The organism is Silvania hatchlandensis (genome assembly GCF_025564065.1).
GTDB classification, from domain to species: Bacteria; Pseudomonadota; Gammaproteobacteria; order Enterobacterales; family Enterobacteriaceae; genus Enterobacter; species Enterobacter hatchlandensis.
In genome coordinates this window covers 24,408-45,285 of record NZ_JAMGZK010000040.1, presented here as the reverse complement: position 1 = coordinate 45,285, position 20,878 = coordinate 24,408, and the positions used below count along the sequence as shown (strand labels likewise).

General features: G+C 48.7%; 20 protein-coding genes and 1 pseudogene. 6 read left to right on the top strand and 15 right to left on the bottom strand.

Going from position 1 to position 20,878, the window contains the following annotated elements:
- Positions 1-12 precede the first annotated feature (12 nt).
- The 3 genes from fdxH to fdhE are packed head-to-tail and all read left to right on the top strand — an operon-like array spanning position 13 to position 2,473.
- Positions 13-915, top strand: a complete 903-nt coding sequence (gene fdxH, locus M8014_RS04765; RefSeq protein WP_271281399.1) for a formate dehydrogenase subunit beta — start codon at positions 13-15, stop codon at positions 913-915.
- Entirely contained in the window at positions 912-1,547 is a 636-nt protein-coding gene (gene fdoI, locus M8014_RS04760; protein ID WP_271281398.1) for a formate dehydrogenase cytochrome b556 subunit, read from the top strand. Before fdxH ends, fdoI begins: the two co-directional genes overlap by 4 nt.
- The gene (gene fdhE / locus M8014_RS04755; RefSeq protein WP_271281397.1) at positions 1,544-2,473 is read left to right on the top strand and encodes a formate dehydrogenase accessory protein FdhE; all 930 of its coding nucleotides are present in this window, start codon (positions 1,544-1,546) and stop codon (positions 2,471-2,473) included. The genes fdoI and fdhE overlap by 4 nt, the downstream gene beginning before the upstream one ends.
- A 97-nt stretch (positions 2,474-2,570) precedes the next feature.
- Here the strand turns inward: fdhE and yjeJ are convergent, their stop codons facing one another.
- The 8 genes from yjeJ to M8014_RS04715 form a co-directional block, all read right to left on the bottom strand.
- Positions 2,571-3,434 (bottom strand): YjeJ family protein, encoded by an 864-nt coding sequence (gene yjeJ, locus M8014_RS04750; protein WP_271281396.1) that lies wholly within the window; start codon positions 3,432-3,434, stop codon positions 2,571-2,573.
- Positions 3,435-3,457: 23 nt separating this feature from the next.
- Positions 3,458-5,581, bottom strand: a complete 2,124-nt coding sequence (locus tag M8014_RS04745) for a peptidase domain-containing ABC transporter (protein WP_271281395.1) — start codon at positions 5,579-5,581, stop codon at positions 3,458-3,460.
- A complete protein-coding gene (locus M8014_RS04740) occupies positions 5,574-6,860 on the bottom strand; it encodes an HlyD family secretion protein (RefSeq protein ID WP_271281394.1) in 1,287 nt (428 codons plus the stop codon). Before M8014_RS04740 ends, M8014_RS04745 begins: the two co-directional genes overlap by 8 nt.
- Before the next feature lie 111 nt (positions 6,861-6,971).
- Positions 6,972-7,346, bottom strand: a complete 375-nt coding sequence (locus M8014_RS04735; RefSeq protein ID WP_271281393.1) for a hypothetical protein — start codon at positions 7,344-7,346, stop codon at positions 6,972-6,974.
- Positions 7,347-7,658: 312 nt separating this feature from the next.
- Positions 7,659-8,663: a fimbrial protein gene (locus M8014_RS04730; protein ID WP_271281392.1), complete on the bottom strand. Its 1,005-nt coding sequence runs from the start codon at positions 8,661-8,663 to the stop codon at positions 7,659-7,661.
- Between the two features lie 23 nt (positions 8,664-8,686).
- The gene (locus M8014_RS04725) at positions 8,687-11,233 is read right to left on the bottom strand and encodes a fimbria/pilus outer membrane usher protein (protein WP_271281391.1); all 2,547 of its coding nucleotides are present in this window, start codon (positions 11,231-11,233) and stop codon (positions 8,687-8,689) included.
- A gap of 39 nt (positions 11,234-11,272) precedes the next feature.
- Positions 11,273-11,956 (bottom strand): fimbrial biogenesis chaperone, encoded by a 684-nt coding sequence (locus M8014_RS04720; protein WP_271281390.1) that lies wholly within the window; start codon positions 11,954-11,956, stop codon positions 11,273-11,275.
- A 55-nt stretch (positions 11,957-12,011) separates the two neighbouring features.
- Complete coding sequence (locus M8014_RS04715) at positions 12,012-12,584, bottom strand: fimbrial protein (protein ID WP_271281389.1); 573 nt, start codon at positions 12,582-12,584, stop codon at positions 12,012-12,014.
- 498 nt (positions 12,585-13,082) lie between these two features.
- Between M8014_RS04715 and M8014_RS04710 the strand changes: the two genes are divergently transcribed.
- Positions 13,083-13,661, top strand: coding sequence for a winged helix-turn-helix domain-containing protein (locus M8014_RS04710; protein ID WP_271281388.1), 579 nt, complete (start codon positions 13,083-13,085; stop codon positions 13,659-13,661).
- A gap of 173 nt (positions 13,662-13,834) precedes the next feature.
- On the opposite strand, the pseudogene M8014_RS04705 reads toward M8014_RS04710, so the two are convergent.
- From M8014_RS04705 to M8014_RS04675, 7 genes and pseudogenes are all read right to left on the bottom strand, one after another.
- A pseudogene (locus tag M8014_RS04705) lies at positions 13,835-13,983 on the bottom strand (EF-P beta-lysylation protein EpmB); the annotation flags it as partial.
- A 176-nt stretch (positions 13,984-14,159) separates the two neighbouring features.
- On the bottom strand, positions 14,160-15,101 hold the full coding sequence (fabY, locus tag M8014_RS04700; protein ID WP_271281468.1) for a fatty acid biosynthesis protein FabY: 942 nt from the start codon (positions 15,099-15,101) through the stop codon (positions 14,160-14,162).
- A 44-nt stretch (positions 15,102-15,145) separates the two neighbouring features.
- Positions 15,146-15,583, bottom strand: a complete 438-nt coding sequence (gene dtd, locus M8014_RS04695; protein WP_271281387.1) for a D-aminoacyl-tRNA deacylase — start codon at positions 15,581-15,583, stop codon at positions 15,146-15,148.
- The gene (locus tag M8014_RS04690) at positions 15,580-16,461 is read right to left on the bottom strand and encodes a virulence factor BrkB family protein (RefSeq protein WP_271281386.1); all 882 of its coding nucleotides are present in this window, start codon (positions 16,459-16,461) and stop codon (positions 15,580-15,582) included. Before M8014_RS04690 ends, dtd begins: the two co-directional genes overlap by 4 nt.
- Positions 16,455-17,054, bottom strand: a complete 600-nt coding sequence (gene yihX, locus M8014_RS04685) for a glucose-1-phosphatase (protein ID WP_271281385.1) — start codon at positions 17,052-17,054, stop codon at positions 16,455-16,457. The genes M8014_RS04690 and yihX overlap by 7 nt, the downstream gene beginning before the upstream one ends.
- A gap of 132 nt (positions 17,055-17,186) precedes the next feature.
- Entirely contained in the window at positions 17,187-17,987 is an 801-nt protein-coding gene (locus M8014_RS04680) for a DeoR/GlpR family DNA-binding transcription regulator (RefSeq protein WP_271281384.1), read from the bottom strand.
- 34 nt (positions 17,988-18,021) lie between these two features.
- Positions 18,022-18,918, bottom strand: coding sequence for a sugar kinase (locus M8014_RS04675; protein WP_271281383.1), 897 nt, complete (start codon positions 18,916-18,918; stop codon positions 18,022-18,024).
- Between the two features lie 168 nt (positions 18,919-19,086).
- Here M8014_RS04675 and yihU point away from each other — a divergent pair, with 168 nt between their 5' ends.
- Both yihU and yihT read left to right on the top strand, forming a co-directional pair.
- Positions 19,087-19,980, top strand: coding sequence for a sulfolactaldehyde 3-reductase (gene yihU, locus M8014_RS04670; protein ID WP_271281382.1), 894 nt, complete (start codon positions 19,087-19,089; stop codon positions 19,978-19,980).
- A gap of 17 nt (positions 19,981-19,997) precedes the next feature.
- Complete coding sequence (gene yihT, locus M8014_RS04665; RefSeq protein WP_271281381.1) at positions 19,998-20,873, top strand: sulfofructosephosphate aldolase; 876 nt, start codon at positions 19,998-20,000, stop codon at positions 20,871-20,873.
- Positions 20,874-20,878 lie beyond the last annotated feature (5 nt).

Genomic DNA, 20,878 nt, shown 5'->3' with positions numbered 1-20,878 from the left:
CGGAGACGACTTATGGCTTATCAATCGCAAGACATTATTCGTCGCTCCGCGACTAACGGTCTGACGCCCGCGCCGCAGGCGCGGGACCACCAGCAGGAGGTGGCAAAGCTTATCGATGTCACTACCTGCATTGGCTGCAAAGCCTGTCAGGTGGCCTGTTCCGAGTGGAACGATCTGCGTGATGAAGTGGGTCACAACGTCGGGGTATACGATAACCCTGCCGATCTGACCGCCAAATCCTGGACGGTGATGCGCTTCTCGGAAGTGGAACAGAACGACAAACTGGAGTGGCTGATCCGCAAAGACGGCTGTATGCACTGCGCGGATCCGGGCTGCCTTAAGGCCTGCCCGGCGGAAGGGGCAATCATTCAGTATGCCAACGGCATCGTCGACTTCCAGTCTGAGCAGTGCATTGGCTGCGGCTACTGCATTGCGGGCTGTCCGTTCAATGTGCCGCGCCTGAACCCGGAAGACAATCGCGTTTACAAATGTACGCTGTGCGTCGATCGTGTGACCGTCGGCCAGGAACCGGCCTGTGTAAAAACCTGCCCTACCGGCGCCATTCATTTTGGCTCCAAAGAGGACATGAAAACACTGGCAGGCGAGCGCGTATCCGAGCTGAAAACCCGGGGTTATGACAATGCTGGTTTGTACGATCCGGCCGGTGTTGGCGGTACCCACGTGATGTACGTGCTGCACCACGCCGACAAGCCGAATCTGTATCACGGTTTGCCGGAAAACCCGGAAATCAGCGCCACGGTTAAGTTCTGGAAAGGCATCTGGAAGCCGCTGGCGGCAGTCGGTTTTGCTGCCACATTCGCCGCCAGCATCTTCCACTATGTCGGCGTCGGCCCTAACCGCGCAGACGAAGAGGAAGACAATCTGCATGAAGAGAAAGACGAGGTGCGCAAATGAAAAGACGTGACACCATCGTGCGCTACACGGCGCCGGAGCGTATTAACCACTGGGTCACCGCCTTCTGCTTCATGCTGGCGGCGATAAGCGGGCTGGGGTTCTTCTTCCCCTCCTTCAACTGGCTAATGCAGATCCTCGGTACGCCGCAGCTGGCGCGCATTCTGCACCCCTTTGTCGGGGTGGTGATGTTTGCTTCGTTCATCATCATGTTTTTCCGTTACTGGCACCACAACCTAATCAATCGGGATGATATCTTTTGGGCGAAGAATATTCGTAAGATCGTCGTCAACGAGGAAGTGGGTGATACCGGACGCTATAACTTCGGCCAGAAATGCGTATTCTGGGCGGCGATTATTTTCCTGGTGCTGCTGCTGGTGAGTGGGGTGATCATCTGGCGTCCGTATTTTGCGCCTGCTTTCTCAATCCCGGTGATCCGATTTGCGTTAATGCTGCATTCATTTGCCGCAGTGGCGTTAATTGTGGTTATCATGGTGCATATTTACGCCGCCCTTTGGGTGAAAGGCACTATTACCGCGATGGTGGAAGGATGGGTTACTCAGTCGTGGGCGAAGAAGCATCACCCGCGCTGGTACCGTGAGATCCGCCAGAAACAGGACAAGCCATCTGAATGAGTATTCGCATAATCCCGCAAGATGAGCTGGGTTCGAGCGAGAAACGCACGGCGGAAACTATTCCGCCGCTTCTGTTCCCCAGACTGAAAAATCTCTACAACCGTCGCGCCGAACGCCTGCGCGAGCTGGCAGAGGACAACCCACTTGGCGATTTTCTGCGCTTTGCCGGGCTTATCGCCCACGCGCAGGAAGTGGTGCTGTACGACCATCCGCTGCAGATGGACCTGACCGCGCGCATCAAAGAGGCGAACGTGCAGGGCAAGCCGCCGCTGGATATCCACATCCTGCCACGCGATAAGCACTGGCAGACGCTACTGCATTCGCTGATTGCTGAGCTAAAACCGGAGATGAGCGGCCCGGCACTGTCGGTTATCGAGAATCTTGAAAAAGCTTCAGAGCAGGAGCTGGAGCTAATGGCAAGCGCACTGTTTGCCGCCGACTTTGCTTCCGTCAGCAGCGATAAAGCGCCGTTTATCTGGGCGGCACTGTCGCTCTACTGGGCGCAAATGGCCAGCCTGATCCCCGGTAAAGCCCGCGCCGAATACGGTGAAGCTCGCCAGTTTTGTCCGGTGTGCGGCTCAATGCCCGTCTCCAGCGTGGTGCAAATTGGTACCACCCAGGGCCTGCGTTATCTGCACTGCAATCTGTGTGAAACCGAATGGCACGTGGTGCGCGTCAAATGCAGCAACTGTGAACAATCCCGCGATCTGAACTACTGGACGCTGGAGAACGAACAGTCAGCGGTGAAAGCCGAAAGCTGCGGTGACTGCGGCACCTACCTGAAGATTTTGTATCAGGAAAAAGACCCGAAAGTTGAGGCCGTCGCCGACGATCTCGCTAGCCTGGTACTGGATGCGCGTATGGAGCAAGAGGGCTTTGCCCGCAGCTCGATTAACCCGTTCTTGTTTCCAGGTGAAGGGGAGTAGTCCCTTATAACCTGGCCGGGTGGCGCAAGTTTGCCCGGCCTAAAGTTTTGCAATGTACTGAGCCTCTCTCTGCGGGTGCAGAGAGAGGTTGAATGGTTCAGGCATTAAGCAGGGTTTGCGTCTCAAGATAAAAAGTATGCAGTGGCCGCAAGCACTCTTCAAGGGTGAGCATTTTTCCCGGCGCTGACGGTATGAGGGTGCTGAAAATCTGGACTGGCGCCTGTTGCTCATGCATCGTTTTCAGTTTGGGGCTTAATTCGATTAAACGCATGACGATGCTGTTTTCCTCAGCAGAATGATGAGGCACGCTGGTTTTGATTACTGCACCAGACATAATTTTCTTTCCTTCTGCTGTATCACAGCAAAACAATACGCCCAGGTAGTGAGTAAATAAATTCAGCCTCCAGTGTTCCTGAGGATATTGCTGATAATCGATATTCTGATCTTTTGTTAAATCCACGGCATATAACAACAGCTGATTGATATTTGAATTTAAAAATTCAAATATTTTTTTATCTCCCGTGTTGTTTAATGCCTGATGAATACCCATTAGCAATACCTCAACCTGCATATCGTCAATCTGCAGCGTCTCAATTCGCTCATTTTGTAACACTAAAATAAGCGTTGACGAGGTTTCACCCGGTTTTAGTGTAATCGATACTATACGCCGCTCCGGGCTGGGCTGATTGAGTTCAGACATATCAATGGGGGGCATATGTTGAAGAAACACCTCATTATATGCAATCAGCTCAGATTTATAACTTTCGCCTTTATCTGCCAGGCGATGAGCAATTATCGCCATCCTGTTTTGTAACACCCTCAGCAGGTCGACGAGCGCTTGTGCTTGCAGATAGTAATTCTGACAAAGCTGATTGGGCAGCTTCGTTTTGAGCATTAATGCAAAGAACCGATCCTCGTATTTAATGCTCGCGGTATTGAAACCAATGAATGTACCTTGCATCGAATTCTCCTTTTCCCTGGTAACTATGCTGATGCCAGCGTATGCGGTTGTGACAAGTCAATAATGCGGTCAGCTGACGCAATCGTGGATGGCCGATGAGCAACAATGATGCGCGTAATGCTTAACCCTGAAATGGACTGATTAATGACTGATTCATTACTCAGGTCGAGATGGCTGGTTGCTTCATCCATAAATAAAATGCTGGGCTTACGGTAGAGCGCACGGGCAATCAGGATACGTTGCTTTTGCCCACCAGACACCCCAAGACCCAGCTCACCCACGAGGGTTTCATAGCCCATCGGCATCTTTAAAATTTCATCATGGATGTTACAGCGTCGGGTACACTCATAAATAAAATCCACATCCGGGTTATCTTCAAAGCTGCTGATATTTTCTATTAACGAGCCAGAGAAGAGCCGGTCTTCCTGCAGTACGCAGGCAGTACCCAGCCGATAGTTATTCAGGCCAATTTTGCTGATATCCAGGTTGTCGGCTAACACATCACCGCTGGTTGGTTCCAGCAAGCCACACATCACCTTCAATAAGGTGGTTTTACCGACGCCAGACGGGCCGATAAGTGCCACAGACTCTCCGGGCTCGACGGTAATATTCAGATTGGAGAATATGGGCTGTGAGAACGGATCATATTGATAGCTCAGGTTTTTGACCTCAAGCTTCACACCCGAACCTTCAGTAAATACCTGGCGGGCCGGGAGCTCTTTCTCAGGTTCACTGAAGACAATTTCAGAGAGACGTTCATTATGCAGTGACAGCATACGCACCTGCATGACCAGATCAATTAAGCTTGAGGCGCGCTGAGAGAATTGCCCGCGATAGGCATTAAACGCCATAAACATACCGAGGGTCATATTGTTATCTATAACCATAATCGCACCCAGCCAAAGTATGACAACCTGATCGATAGAGGTGATAAGGGTATTTATACCACCATACATCATATCGAAACGTGTTTGCTTTATGCCGGCATTACAGGCATCAATATTAATATTCAGCCAGTGTTGTGAACGACGTTCTTTTAAGTTCAGCGCTTTTATGGTTGAAATACCGTAAAGAGATTCCATAAAGTGCGAGCTTGAGCGGGCACCTTTGATAACCTGTTCTTCTGCAACACGACGATAGAAGCCATAGGTGGCAAAACGCATGATGGCATAACACAGCGTAAAACCGACCACCACCCAAACCAGCCAGCCACCGTAGAGCGTTAACATCACCAACAGGCCAATAGTCATAATCGAATCGATAATGCCCGTCACAATGCTATTCGTGAAAGTCGAACGAATGGTATCCAGTGACGAAAAACGAGACTGTATATCGCCTAAGTGTCGTTTCTCAAAAAAGGATAACGGCAAGGTTGTCAGGTGATCAAACAGTGTTGTTTTCCACTGAATATTGGTCAGCGTATTGAGTGTTAATGAGATCCAGGCTCTTAGCATACTGATAAAGGTGCGGAACAACGTAAAAACGACCAGACCAATACAGATAATTGAAAGTAAGCTCTGATCGTGAGCCATTATCACATGGTCGGTCACGAGTTGAGTACCGACAGGCAGTAATAAACCAATAGCCTCAACCACTACTGAGAACGCGAGAATTTTCAGCAGAACCGATTTTAAACCAACAATATTGCGCATCAGATCCAGTAAACGCAGGCGTGTTTTGGCCTTCTCCTGCTGGAAATTCTGATCTGGCCATAGCTCCATGGCAACACCGGTGAAGTGATTAGACATCTCCTGTATGCCGATGACTCGCTGCCCTAACGCAGGGTCATGTACGATAAAGTTATTTTTTCTAACTTTCGTCAAGACCACATAATGATTCATTCCCCAGTGGATAACGCAGGGGAGTTTTAGCTGCTTAATTTCATTGAGATCGAGCGACAGAGCCCGGCTTTTCAGGCCTGCATGCTCGGCAGTTTTACTTAATGATATCAACGTAGCGCCCTGAGAAGGGCTGCCATAGCGTTGACGGAAATTAAACAGATCGATACTCAACCCATAATAACCGCAAACCATGGCCAGGCAGGCAATTCCACACTCCGACGCTTCAGACTGTAAAATAACTGGTGTCTTATGACGTAATGAAAAGTTTAATTTCTCGGTAATTGTCTTGAAGAGTTCTTTATTCATTTATCGGCCCACTAACGCTTTGTGACATTTTATAAAACGGTGTAAACATCCACATATATAACGGGCGTTCTTCGAGAAAAACCATGGCTTGTGCTTTTAAACCATTTGAGAGTGCAAGCGTCTTGCCGTTATAGTCAAAGGTTTTGTTTTTAATTTTTATTATGGCTTTATAAAGCGCGAGCTCCTGCTGGTTGTTACCATTGTTGACGTTGGTATATTCAGCCATCTCTTGTCGCGATGTCGGAACGGAAGATATCGAGACAATTTCCCCTGGGAATTGTCCAAACTTGTCCGAAGGGAATGCATCATAGCGAATATTGATGGTGTCACCCGCTTGTACGTACGGGATCGTGTTATTGGGTAACCATAAAATAAGGTAATACTCCACATTCCCGACAGGCTTGATTTGCGCAAGGCTACTGCCATTCTCCACCATCTGTCCCTTGGTCACCGTCAGTGATTCTATCCGCCCTTCGGTGGTGGCTTTAATAATGATGTTGCCATTAGCATTCGATTCGAGCAGTTGGTTCTTATAATCGCTGGTCTGGTTCTGCTGACTGGCTATTTGATTGTCAAAGTCTGCCTGCTTAGTGACTTTATCGCTGCGCAGTTGTGTAATTTGAGAATCAAGCTGCATTTTCTGACTCACCAGAGACTGGTACGCGCTTTGCTGTTGAAAGTAAAGTGAGTGTTGATAGTTATATTGATCTTTGGTTACTAACCCTTTTTTCAGGTAACCATCATAGTTGGCCAGGTTACCATGCATTTTTTTCAAACCTGACTGTGTGGTCATCAGCATTTGATTGGTTTTTTTCAATGATTCGTGGAATGTCTCTAATTGCTTTTCCAGTGCATTTAAGGTTTCTATTTTATTATGCTTTAATTTCTGGATAATACTTTCAGAGTTGGTGATTTTTTCATTAATGACCGCTACCTGGGAGGTATTAACATTGCCACTTATCGTGTTCCGTGAAACGTCTATTTCATAGAGGGGTTGTCCTTTGTTGACAATGTCGCCAATTTTGACATATTGCGTAACGACAAACCCTTGCTGTGGCGCAAAAACGTTTACCGAATGCGGTAATGTAATCACCTCACCACGGACGTTAATACGTTGTGTGTAGGTACAGAAAATAAGTGTCAATGTGAGGATGGCTACAAATAGCCCTGCGATGGTGGTAATAAGCCATGCCGGTAAGCCAGCCAGTAGAAGAGCTTTCCCCTTCCAGTGGGCTTTTTTATACTCGATCGCTTCCTTGCGATAAATATTTTTAAGCATTACGGTCTACTTTCAAAGAGTTAGGGAATGATTGCTAGTGAATATGTCGTTTTTGCTTTACCGATAATAATGGTGGGGAAAATAAAGGTCCGCATCGCGGACCTTTAGTTTTTACCACAGCTTCAGAGTGCCTGCCATGCCAGCCTCGAGTGCTTCAATACCCAACTCATAAACATCATCCCAACCACCCAGAGCGCCCAGAGCCATGCCGCCAATGCCACCAGCAGCAAAGCCAAACAGCATACCAACACCCTGGGCGATTGAACCAATACCAAAGATGCCGCCGCCTTCACCGCCCCAGCGGCCACCAATAATCGCACCAACCCATGCACCAGCGAAACCACCACCGATAGCACCAGCTGTAGCGCTAAAAGCATTTTCTACTACTGACCCAAGGAAGGAAGCAGGAGATGAAAAATCAAAAGTATAAAAGGCGCTACCAGCACCAGATACAGCTTCCATTTCAAATACGGTTAATTCTTTCATGATTAATCCTTTAATTAAGTTGTTTACTTTATTACTGCCACTTCTTTATAAGTATTGCTTTGCACTTCTTTTTTTTGCACTTCGCACTTCTTCAATAAAGAAAGAGACAGTAGGTAGGCAATAGTATTCTGAGCCGAATTATGGCCCGACTAAAATATAGTGGTTATTGTAATGAAAAAGCAAATGAATTAACTGTGAAGAAAAATGGAGGAGAGGAGTTCATAATCTGGTTCATGTTGAGAAACGATTGTACATCACGGATAGAAAAGAGGTGGTATATCACCTCTTTTATGATTTATATTACAGAATGATTCACTCTTCCTGAATCACGACTTCCATCATAGCCTTAACGCTTCCATTAGTAATATCTGCGACATTATTACTTGCGCGATAATAATCGGCTGTGATGTTAACAGTTTGATGGGCCTCGGCATGTGCAATTTTATATTTATCCACATCGTGAAACACAACAGGATTATTATTCATTTTGAAAATGATACCAACATTTTTAGCAGCAGTAGAACCCGTCAACATGTTATCGATTATACCGTCACCAGATGCACTCACATTGCCGAGTGGGTTAAACCAATACATCAAGGTTCCGCCTTGTGATCCAGTGGGACAGTCGACATTCATTGCAATATTTTTTTGCGAAGGAGTAATGCCTGCGCGCGGTATTGACATTAGCGTGCTCTTTTCAATTTTGTTTAAGATGAGTTTATTGGGGCCAGAAACAGAGATATTACAAGATGTGTTCTTGTAAGTTATATTATTTAGACTTATCGTTGCGGCGAGCAATAACCCGTCATTAACCATTATATTATTGGCACCAAATGAGACCTTGGGGTTGGAGCTTTTGCCGTCAGTATCGATAATGGCTTTGGTTTTAATCAACCAAACGGTAATAAACTGATAGTTATCATTCGAATTCTCAAAGGGAATTTGCGTACTTCCCACTACCGCAGGGGTCAGCGAGCCGTTTTTACTGTTCAGAATGTCTGAAACTTGAAAACCGATACCGTCAATGCCGGTTTCGTAAACAGGTTTCCCTTGTAAGCCTGCGACCCCAGTAACCTGTGGCGTTGTCGAATCGATAATATACTGATCATTCATTATCTTGCTGCAGGAAAAGGTTTTATAATCTCCGGTACCATATTTTTTACTATACAGCACGGTACCAACCGGAATGGATGGATCGGCTGTAATCTTGGGTGACAAAACCAAGTTCAACAACTTTCTATCGCCTTTATAAGTGCACGCAGCAAAAGCGTCGCAATAGACGAATACCAAGCTAAGTAATAAGAATATCTTTTTCATTAACTATAATCCTTGCCTGATTATTAGCGACAAATTACATCGGTCTGAATAATGCCGACAACCTTGCCTTCCCTGGTGGGTAAATTGTAAGACGTCTGGCATTGCTGATCTGCGCTTTTTCCCCACTGGACTTTAAGCATACCGGTTGGCTGTAAGCCGGACATATAGACCATCCCTGCGTCACTCACTATGCTAGCCTGTGTTTTGGTATCGCCAGCCAGCATAACCATGGCACCAAAAGGCACGTCTTTACCGTTTGCCGTTTTAAGGTGAATAAATGCGCGCTGCCCAATATTACCGGTATAATTTGCGCGCACTATTGCGCCGCGAGTAGGAATTACCGTTTTTGTGGTCTCTGGTAATTCCATATTATCGCCGAGAGATGTGCTATCCAGAGTGACATCGGTGCGGCGGTACGGTGTGACATACGGAACAATGGCATACCCACGATAGTCCGTCGAGATATTGGCATCGTTTGTCAGGCGAACATCATCCAGACCAGGCGCTTTAATCAGAACAGCCGCATCAGTAATATCCTGGCCTAAAGTGATACCGTCTGCATGGGCGATTATGCTCCCGTTGGCGCCGTAATCAATGCGTTGACTGTCTCGGTCATAGCTATAGCCTGCATTAATACTGCCCTGTGAGTTGTTATAGGTTGCACGCATATCACCACTGTTATGCTCACGATTGCTGTAACCCTGCATAACACTCCAGTCCAGGCTATTGTCTTCAAGTCCAACACCGCCAAGAGTGACGGATTGATCGGTCGATCCTGGATTGCTGTTGTTTAGCTGATAACTTGCATAGGTGCTGGGGAGCCAGTTACTGAAGGGAACCGATACGCTCAATGTGAAGCGTTGATCGTCCTGCGCATCGTTTCCGGAGCTGTTGTTATCCCATGTGTAACGGTTGTAGCTGTAACCCAAATAGTAATTGATGTTTCTGAAGCCTCCGTTATAACCAACGCTGATCGATTTATTCGTGCGTTTGTCATCCCAATAGTCTTCAATTAATCCACTGACAGACAGGCTTCCTGCACCTTTACCCAGGCTTTGGTTGAGCGTCAGGCTGGTACGGTTACGCAATGAGCGGCTGCTTGCATTACTGCCATCATTTGAATAAGAATCAAAAACTTCACTAAGTGTGTTAAAACCTTTCGTAGAATAGCGATAGCCAGCAATCGTGATATTCGTTCCGGTTTCAAGAATATTTTTCCCATAGCGTACTCGCCATGATTGTCCCGATGTTTTTTCTTGATCTTGTTTTTTCGACCATGCCTGAGTCACGTCGGTAGAAATTGCACCAAGATCGCCCAGATTGTAGCCCAGACCTGCAGAAAGTGCCTGATAATGAGCAGACAGTTGGGTACCGCCATAAATCGTGGTGCTGCTGGTTGCACCATAGCTTGCCGTCGCTTGAGTAAAGGGTTTTTCATTTATGCCATTATCGTATGGCCGATATTTACCCGACGTGATTTCATACTCTAGCTGATCTTCTCTGAGCATCAATGGCAATGATGCGAAGGGAACAATAAAGCTTTGTGTGGAGCCATCTGTTTCTTCGACAGTGACATAAAGATCACCACTACCACCGCTAGGATACATATCAGAAATTTCGAAAGCACCAGGCGCGACATATGTCTGGTATACTTGATAACCATTCTGTTTAATCACTACCCTGGCATTTGTTTTAGCAATGCCACGTACGATTGGCGCATAGCCACGAAGGCTTTCAGGCAGCATAGCGGTATCTGTTGCCAGCTGCACGCCGGTAAAGGGAACGCTATCAAAAATAGTCGATAGTGATGAACTCTCACCTACGGTCAGGCTACTGTTAAGCACACGTATATTGCGTTGCATATATAAGTAGGCTGAATCCCAATCGCCCGAATCACCTTTATTTTTATTCCATGTGCTAAGGTTACGGATGCGCCAGGGGCCAATGTTTAGGCCTGACTGAAGATTTAAGCTATAATATTCGTCTTTGCTTTCGTAATCCTCTGAACCACTGAACTGATAATTGACCAGAAGTGCATTGATTCCATCGTCAAATTGTTCAGGAGGAATATAACCCTGTGCAGTGGTGGATAATGCTGCTTGTGGAACAGAGATGTTGAGCCGCTGAGTACCAAAGTCAAAAGTGGCTTTGGCATCCGGTATAGCATTAAGGTTTGCACACCCTTGACTATTTTCCTGTAAGCCAGGGAATGCACTGACTTTTACGCCATATTCAGACAACCTTTCCAGGCTTAAACAGGGAGTCAGTTTAATTTGTTCACCATCAGTGCTGGCTTCGTTATTAACGATAAAGTTTATGTTTTTTGTATGAAGGTATTGGCCGTTAAAAATTATATCAACGCGATACTCTCCCGGAGCCTGGGAATTTTTGGCTTCGAAGACGGAAAGATCCATGGGATTCGACGAGTCACTACCGCTAGCAACGCTTAGAAAGGAGGAGTCGAAAAACTCACGTGCATATGCTTTGTTATTCAACTCAGAATACAACGCAGAAACCATGGCCAGACATACTGAGGACAATCTGAGAAGGTTTTTATTTTTAGGTTGCATAATAGATACATCCCTTTATTATGATTATGCGCTTTTCTATTATAACGAAGACGAATAGAGGGAACCCGCTCCGCCATAATCATTAACTATTTTCCATGAGACACTATTTTCGGAACTATCATTTACCACAATCTCTTTCGTGGAAAATGGGCCGATCGAGTTAAGTTGCGGTTTAATGTCTACACTTCCAAACTTTGCTAAATTAAAGTAATAAAAGAATGGCGTGGGATTTTTAATTATTATTTTCTTACCTGATTTTTTCCACTCAAGCTTTTTGGCTTCCGTATTAGTTGATAAGTTAAAAAGCGATTGGGGACGATAGATCAGACGCATCCGGTGGCGAACAGCGAGTTGGATTGTATTGCTTTTAGCATAACTATCATCAGAAGGCGGGATTGCCATGATATTAAAATAGAATATTGTTTCACGGTCACTGGGAGCACTCACATTAGCGGTTGAAAACAGACGCACTGTATTTTGTTGTTTACCTTCCAGACGGAAAAGTGGAGGAGTGGCCATAAACGCAGGTGACTTCCCTTCTTGCGATTCAACCCATGACTTAATTAAATAAGGTGTGTCATCTTTATTCTCTATTTGGGCCGCGATTTCACGGGCACCTTCTTTGTACAAGTAACGAGTTGATTCAATAACGATACCAGCATGGGCCAGGGTGCCCAATAGCAATGTGTACACCAGGCTGACGTAAGATAGGATCCTGAACATGGCTCTTTCTCAAAATAGAGAGAGCCCAGGCAGAAGCCTGGGCTCTCTGGGAATATTACGGAGCGACGGTATAGTCGATAGTGAAGGTAGCAATACCTTTCACCGGACCTTCAGTCACGCTGTTGGAAGCATTAACTTTCACATAACCTGCGGTGTAATCCAGCTTAGTGACTTTACCAACAGTATAGGTTTCAGCCATAGAAGTGCCATTGAAGGAGATACGTGAAGCATCACTGACTTTCTCCATGCCGATACCGATGTTTTCCGCACCACCTTCAGCAGTGTTCTCCAGGATATTAGCGTCGGAGCTAGTGGTACCGTTAACAGCAACAGTCAAACCGTTAACTTTGTCTGCGTTAGCGCTACCCAGTGCACAATCTTTAACTTCGAAACCGAATTTCTGCGCTTTAAACAGGGTATTAGCTTCTTTGCTATTGGCTTCGGTGGTAGTCACGGTTGCCAGGCGAACGATACCGTTATTCAGGGTACCTGTTGGAGTAACGACACAAGAAGTAGCAGAGTCATTAACTTCACCTAACACAGTAACTTCAGCAGTGTTCAGTGCCAGGGCCTGTGCGCTTACTACCGCAGAAGCTGCGACCATTACAGCTACAATTGTTTTTTTCATTTGTTCAATCCATATATAAAAACTAAGTCCTGAATAGAAGCCTGCATTTAACCAACCATTATTAAGAGAAACCCTAATTAACGGTTGTCATTATACGTCCGGCTCTATTGTCGATTGCTTATCATGTATGACTGTTTTCTGATGCACTTGATAGATCACCTAAGGTGCCAAGCACGCTGAAAACGCTTCTCATGAAAGCAGGGTGCGATTTAAAAGGATATTTGGCCAAAACGCATGTGAATTATTGCTGAATGAAGTAGCATCGTAATAGTTCATTTAGCTTCATGTTTGTAAGATGTGGATGAAAAATTGTTTTCAGCCCAGGATTACCTTTTCTATTCCCATATGGTAATCTTTCCTCAAGAAAGTAAGGAAAATCTGCATTGAAAAAAACACTTCATTTTTTCAATAGGTTGTAGTGGTGTTATTATAATTTTCCTGCATGGTTTGGTTTAATATATTTCTTTTGTGTATGAATAGAGGATATGGAGATTCTTTATGACATTTAATAAATTTATTATTAACAATGAAGTTATCTTTGATATGAATATCAATGAACTTCAGCCGTTAACACTGAGTGGTAGCCTTGTAACCTTAAATGCACCTACAGCCCGGTGCTTACAATTGTTTCTTGAGCATAAAGGAAAAGTTATTTCCCGTGAGGAGTTTCTTGATTCCGTCTGGAAAACAAGAGGCGTTGTTGTTTCCGAAAACACTTTTTATCAAAACATCTCGCTTTTAAGAAAATCGTTGGCCAGAGCGGGTCTTTCACAAGAGATTATTGTCACAATTAGGCAGCGTGGTTTTCGTATTGCACAAGGTACTGATATCATACCTGTTTCTGAATTCGCTGAAACACTTCCTGCTGAGGCAGATGTGTCTCTGCAGGGGGGACCGGAGGTAAATGAGATTGCACTGGAGGTCACACCAGTGAGGTCCAAGGATTCGCAACTGCTTAACAAAAAAGAACAGAATGGATTTTTTAACAAATGGTCATCCTCTTTGAAACTTTCCATACTCTCATTAATAATTGTTAGTATTATGACAATGGCAAATCTCTTAATTTTGATTTTTTAAATAACCATATTTTCCCTTTGTTGGAACTTCTCAAGGATAATTTTCGTCAACTTGCATGACTCAGACGTGATTACTTTATTTTAATGCGCCATCCGGTGTGGCGCATATTGCAACTTTTAACGCTTTCCAGACGCCTTTCATCCTTAGAAAGGCATTGTCATCCGGTAGGTATATCACTGTTTTTTAAGGCCCAAATCCAGCGGCGTTTTGCTGGGTTCACAGCCGATTTCTCTGGACAGTTTCGGAACCATATAACCCGATAGCCGTGTTAAAAGCTCGCGCAGATTGTGCGGACTTCTTCATCTTCCATCATAAAATGGCTGAACTGTACCTGTCAGCGCTGGTCTGGTGTGATTAACGGTTTATTTCACCTTGGTAGGGTCAGCCTGGCGGCACGGGATGTGATTCGGGATATTGCATGGCGAGCAAATGCTGTGACAGGGCCCTGTTAAAAAGAGTGAAAAGGGAGCGTTACCCCGGGTAACGCCCCTGCATTTTTTACTCTTCCTCGTTCCCACCTTCTTCATAGGCGCCAAACGGCTTCGCGGGCAGCACGATATAGGTCCCTTCGAACACCGCGCCAGACGTCTCATCACCGAATAGTTCCACCAGCATCTGCACGCGTGCTTTGCGGCCGCGAGCCAGACGGTCGAGATCTCCGCTCAGCGAGCCTAAATCCGCTACCGCGCTCGGTTTGCCGCTGATAGGACGGCTGTAACGAATGTGGGCGTCGGCCAGAATAATGGTGCCGCCGAGATGGCGCTCGCGCAGCATCAGCCAGATAAGGCCCCAGCCGGTGAGGGTCGCCAGCGAGAACAGACTGCCGGCAAACAGAGTGTGGTGCGGATTTTGATTGCCGATTTCCGGCATGGTGGTGATAAATTTCTGCCCGGTGTACTGCTGAATGCGCACGCCCATCTTTTCGCTCAGCGGGATGTGCTGATACCAGGCGTGCTGCAGCTGACCGCACCAGTCGGCACGATGCAGAATATCATCCAGCGAGGCGATCGGTTTGATCATCAGAAAGTGGCGGATCGGGGTGGTTTGCGGGGTGGTGATTTCACCCTGGTTTACGAAACCGAGCTTGGCGAAGAACTCAACGGCATCTTCACGCGCGCTACAGGTCACGCGCTTAACGCCCTCCTGACGGGCAACGGACTCCAGCGTCATCGCAATCAGCGTGCCGAGCCCTTTATCCTGCACGGAAGGATGCACCGCCATAAAGCGAATCGAGGCTTCGTAATCTGCATTGATATACAACCGTCCCACGGCAACCAGGTTGCCCTCTTCATCCATCACCATCTGGTGATGCGCCATGGCATCCCAGGCGTCGCGCTCAGACCCTTTCGGTTGGTGCAGAGGCTTACGCAGCATTTCCCAGCGAAAATGGTAGTAGAGATCTAATTCTTCTTCCGTTTGCGGTACGCGAAGGTGATACATAGCTGTACTCTCTCTGGTTACCCGCGACAATGCAGTCAGTTCACTCATACCTGTAACCAGAAGGTGACAGGGCCATCGTTCACCAGCGAAACCTGCATATCAGCAGCGAATCGTCCGGTCTGTGTATGCATTTCTTGCTGGCGGCAGCGTTCAACAAAGTATTCGTATAATGCCTGTGCCCGCTCCGGTGCGGCCCCTTTTGAGAAGCCCGGGCGCATGCCTCGCTCGGTATCTGCCGCCAGGGTAAACTGCGACACCACCAGCAGGCTGCCACCCGCCTGCTGAACATTGAGGTTCATCTTACCTTCCGTATCACTGAAGATACGATAACCCAGCACGCGTTCGCATAAACGGTTGGCTTTTTGCTCGTCATCATCCTTTTCGACACCTAACAAGACTAAAAGTCCCGCGTCAATTTCACCCGTCACCTCTCCCTCCACGGTGACGCTGGCACGGGTTACGCGCTGAATTAATGCAATCATGGTTGGTCTGCTTCTCGTTGTCTTTCGTCTTCTGCAGCTTTTTTTAGCTCGCGGTATACCCCGAGAGTGACAGTAATTTCGGCACCAAGCAAGACGATACACCACGTCCAGTAAACCCAGAGGAATAAAATGGGGATCACCGCCAGCACGCCATAAATCAGCTGGTAGGAGGGGAACATGGTGATGTAGAGCGCAAACCCTTTCTTGCCCAGTTCGAACAGCAGCGCAGCCACCATTGCACCGATTATCGCATCCCGATTGGGGACACGCGTGGTGGGAACGACGCTGTAGAGCAGCCAGAATGAGAGCCAGGACAGGATCAGCGGGAAGATGCGCAGCACGTCGTCGATCACGCTGTTGAGATCGCTGGCCCAGCGCAGCGAGAGCAGATAAGAGCTGATGGCCAGACTTGCCCCGGCCAGCAGTGGGCCGAGCGTTAATATCATCCAGTAGACGGCAAAAGAGTACACTTTTGGTCGCGCTTTTTTACTGCGCCAGATGGTATTGAGCGCGCTATCAATGGCATACATCAGCAGCAGCGCCGTGACGATCAACCCAATAGACCCCACTGCCGTCATCTTGCTGGAGTTGGCGACAAACTGCTCAATGTAATTCTGAATGACATCCCCGGTGGCGGGGATAAAGTTAGCAAAAACAAAATGCCGTAGCTGCAAACTGACATCGGCAAACATCGGGAAAGCGGAAAAAAGGGCAAAGATCACCGCTACCAGCGGCACCAGAGACAACAATGACACGTAGGCAAGATTACCTGCCAGTGTGGTCATGTTGTCCTCATCGATGCGATGCCAGAGCAGTTTTAGCCACGCACGCAGCGGCCTTGTATGGTGACTGGCTTTATGGTGAACGGTTTTTAGCATAACTGCTTCGCAAAGTAGTCGGGTATTGTCTGTTTTCCGGTCACCAGAATTGACGTAATACCCAACTGGTTAGCTCCCTCTATATTATCGGCGTTATCATCGAAAAAGACCGCATCAGCCGCCGGGTATCCTTCAGCCTGCAGCACAGCCTGGTAGATCCGCGCTTCCGGCTTGCGCATCCCCATCTCCTGGGACAGATAAATTTTATCCGCCGCCGCTTTCACGTCGGGATATTCATCCGGCCAGAAGGTAGTATGCAGACGGTTGGTATTAGAAAGCACCACCACGCGATGCCCCTGCTCGCGCAGTTTGTGCATGATGGCAATCACTTCAGGACGGATACCAACAAAGATCGCCTGCCAGCCGTGGGCAAATTGTTCATAGCTGAGCGGCAGATCCATCTCGTGACAAAGCTTTTCGGCAAAAACCTCATCAGATATCTCACCACGCTCATGCTGATGGAAAGCGTCTCCCATCGTGAAGCTTTGCTTTAGCGTTGCCAGCGGAACGCGGCTGAAATCACTCCAGCTACCCAGCACACGATTGACGTCGATATCGACGATGACATTTCCTAAGTCAAAGATATAAAGCATGTTTGTCTCCTTCGCGCCGTGGAGAAATAACTGTAGCGGGAAAGATACACTTTGGCTATGCGCCAGATTCTGCTTAGAGAATGAGAAAGAAAAACCCGGAGCAGGATGTGCCGGGTTGTTAAACGGGGGAAATTAGCCTGCTGGTTGCTCGTCGCAGGAGCTGACTTCGACCAGCTCCAGCTGGCTGGATTTAAGAATATTTTGTAATTCCACGCTGGGAAGTTGGTCGGTAAACAGCGCTGTCGCCTGCGTAACGTTGCCGATCTCGACGGCGGCTGACGCATGATATTTTGTATGATCGGCTGCCAGTAAAATATGTCGTGAATGGGCAATCATCGTTTTGACGACGCTGGCCTCGTTGACATCGAACTCCATCATGGCGCCGTCGTTTTCGATGGCGCCGACGCTGGTGACCAGATAATCCGCCCGAAAACCTGAAACAAAAGCCGTGGCGGCAGGGCCGATAATCCCGCTGTTGTGCGGACGTAACGTACCGCCCGGTACCATCACCTCGAAACGCGGATTTTTGTACAGGATATGCGCGACCCGCAGGCTGTTGGTAATAATCCGCAGATGATTATGGTTGAGCAGCGCCCGCGCGACGTGTTCCACCGTGGTGCCGATGGTGATAAAAATCGTCGAGCCGTCCGGGATGTAGTCGGCAATGGCTTCCGCAATCGCCCGCTTCTCTTCGGTCAGTGAGACTTCACGTTGCTCAAACGACGTATTGACCACACTTGAAGCGCGGCCTGCACCGCCGTGATGCCGCGTAATTAATCCTTGTTCGCTGAGCTTGCGAATGTCACGGCGCACCGTTTGCGTAGAGACGTCCAGCAACTGCGCCAGTTCATCAATGTTCATGTAACCACGATCGGCGATCAGCTTCAGCAACTGGTCGTGCCGTGGATTACCGGTCATTTCGGTAAGGCTCATGGGCTGTCCTCTAAAAACCATCACGCCCCGCATTTTATACAAAAAGTGACAAGAAAGAGCGGGTTTGATCACAGTCAGGTATTCCCGCCCGTCCGCCGGGACGGGTGCACTTCAGGGCCGCCACCGCACTGGCAAAACGTACCGCATCTGACACTGATGCATTTTGTCCCAGCCCTGCCGCAAGTGCGCCGTGGAAGACGTCTCCCGCGCCGGTGGTATCGACGACCTCAATGTAAAATCCCGGCTGATGAGAAAGGCGCCCATTGTCGAGCCAGTCACAGCCCTCTTTGCCCCTGGTGACATAAACATGTCCATTTGTGAGCGTTTGTGCTTTTTTAAGTGCCTGTTGCGGATCGTCGATGTTCGTCAGGCGCTGTAAACCGGGGGCTGAAAATGCGGCGTGATCGCTCAACGCTACCAGTTCGGCAATATCCTGCGGAGTCACATCGGCATCCAGTACCGTGGTAACGCCTTGCTGACGCGCCAGAGTGAATGCCTGCTTCGCCCCGTCGTGCCAGCGCACATCCGCCAGCACCACATCCCACTGGGAAAAGTCGATCCCCTGTAGCCAGTCGGCGCTGATGGGCAGATCCGGGCTGGGATAGTTAGCAATAATGCGTTCACCGCTGGCATCCACCAGCACCGCCGAATGCGACGAGCGCGCCCCTTCAAAGACGCGGGTATAACGGGTTTTTACCCCCAGGGACTCCAGCTCCGCGAGCATCCTGCTGCCGGTATCGTCGTCACCCACCCGACCAATAAAGTCCACATCTGCACCCAGTTTCGCCGCTGCCACCGCCGCAGTTGCCGCCGGACCACCGCCAACTTCCGTGTAGTCATTTGCAACATATTTGCCCCCTTCCTTCGGTAAGTCACTGAGATACCAGATGCGATCCAGCACGGTAATACCTACACAGGCAATTCGAGTCATGGTGATTCCTTTTACGTTTCTGATGCTGACATTTTAATTTCATCAAATGTTTAAAAAGTGACCCGAGTCAATTTTTTGACTATAAATTACAAATACGATCAAAAACAGACACCAAAAACGCTCAATAACAGACAAACAGTGACAACAACCCATCGGCAGGAGAGAGGAATGTCAACAATCGCATTTATAGGTTTAGGACAAATGGGCGCGCCGATGGCGAGCAATCTGCTTAAACAAGGCCACCAGCTTAGCGTCTTTGACGTGAACCCGCTGGCGGTACAGGCTCTGGTTGATAAAGGCGCAAAGGCGTCAGCCACGCCATCCGACGCGGCACTAGACGCAGAGTTTGTTATCACCATGCTGCCCAACGGCGACCTGGTTCGCAGCGTGCTGTTTGGTGATAGCGGCGTCTGTGAAGGGCTTTCACGCGAGGCGCTGGTGATTGATATGTCGACTATTCACCCACTGCAAACCGACACACTCATTGCCGGGATGCGCGCTAAAGGGTTCAGCATGATGGACGTTCCAGTCGGCCGGACCTCCGATCACGCTATCGCCGGAACATTACTGCTGCTGGCGGGCGGCACACCACAGCAGGTGGAACGCGCCACTCCGGTGCTGATGGCGATGGGAAACGAGCTCATTGAGGCTGGCGGCCCGGGTATGGGGATCCGCGTCAAACTCATCAACAACTACATGAGTATCGCCCTCAACGCCCTGTCTGCTGAAGCCACCGTGCTGTGCGAGGCGTTGGGGCTTTCTTTCGATGTGGCGCTGAAAGTCATGAGCGGTACGCCTGCCGGTAAAGGACATTTCACCACCTCGTGGCCAAATAAGGTGCTGAAGGGCGATCTTTCTCCGGCTTTCATGATCGACCTTGCCCATAAAGATCTGGGGATCGCGCTGGACGTGGCGAACCTGCTGCACGTTCCCATGCCGCTCGGTGCGGCGTCTCGTGAAGTTTATAACCAGGCTCGCGCAGCCGGACGCGGCCGCGAAGACTGGACAGCCATCCTCGAACAGGTTCGCGCATCCGCCGGGCTGAACAATCAACAGTGTTAAGTAAAAAGGACTCTCGAATGACCACCTACACCCTGAAAGATATCACCCGACCTTCCGGCGGTTTTGCCATGCTCGCCGTCGATCAGCGCGAAGCGATGCGCATGATGTTTGCTGCGGCGGGCGCGCCTGCGCCGGTTAGCGATCAGCACTTAACCGATTTCAAAGTGAATGCGGCAAAAATCCTGTCGCCTTATGCCTCTGCCATCCTGGTTGACCAACAATTTTGCTATCGCCAGGTAGTCGAGCAACACGCGGTGGCGAAAAGCTGCGCCACAATTGTCGCGGCTGACGAGTTTATTCCTGGGAACGGTATTCCAGTGGACAGCGTGGTGATTGATAAAAGTATCGATCCGCAGGCGATCAAACGCGACGGCGGCAAAGCGCTGAAGCTGCTGGTGCTGTGGCGCAGCGATGAAGACTCGCAGCAGCGTCTGGAGATGGTGAGCGAGTTTCATCAGCTTTGCCACAACAGTGGGCTGTTGAGCATTATCGAGCCGGTGGTGCGTCCGCCGCGCCGTGGCGCTGCCTTTAACCGCGAACAGGCCATTATTGATGCGGCAAAAGAGCTGGGTAACAGTGGGGCCGATCTCTATAAAGTCGAGATGCCGCTGCACGGCAAAGGCACCCAGCAAGACCTGCTGACCGCCTCTCAAAAGCTGAATGAACAGATCAACATGCCGTGGGTCATTCTTTCTTCCGGTGTGGACGAGAAGTTGTTCCCACGCGCCGTTAGCGTGGCGATGCAGGCGGGGGCTTCCGGTTTCTTAGCGGGCCGTGCCGTATGGTCATCAGTGGTAGGCCTTCCGGATACAGAACAGATGCTGCGCGATATTTCCGTGCCTAAGTTGCAGCGTTTAGGTGAGATCGTCGACGAAATGATGGCTCGCCGTTAAGAAAG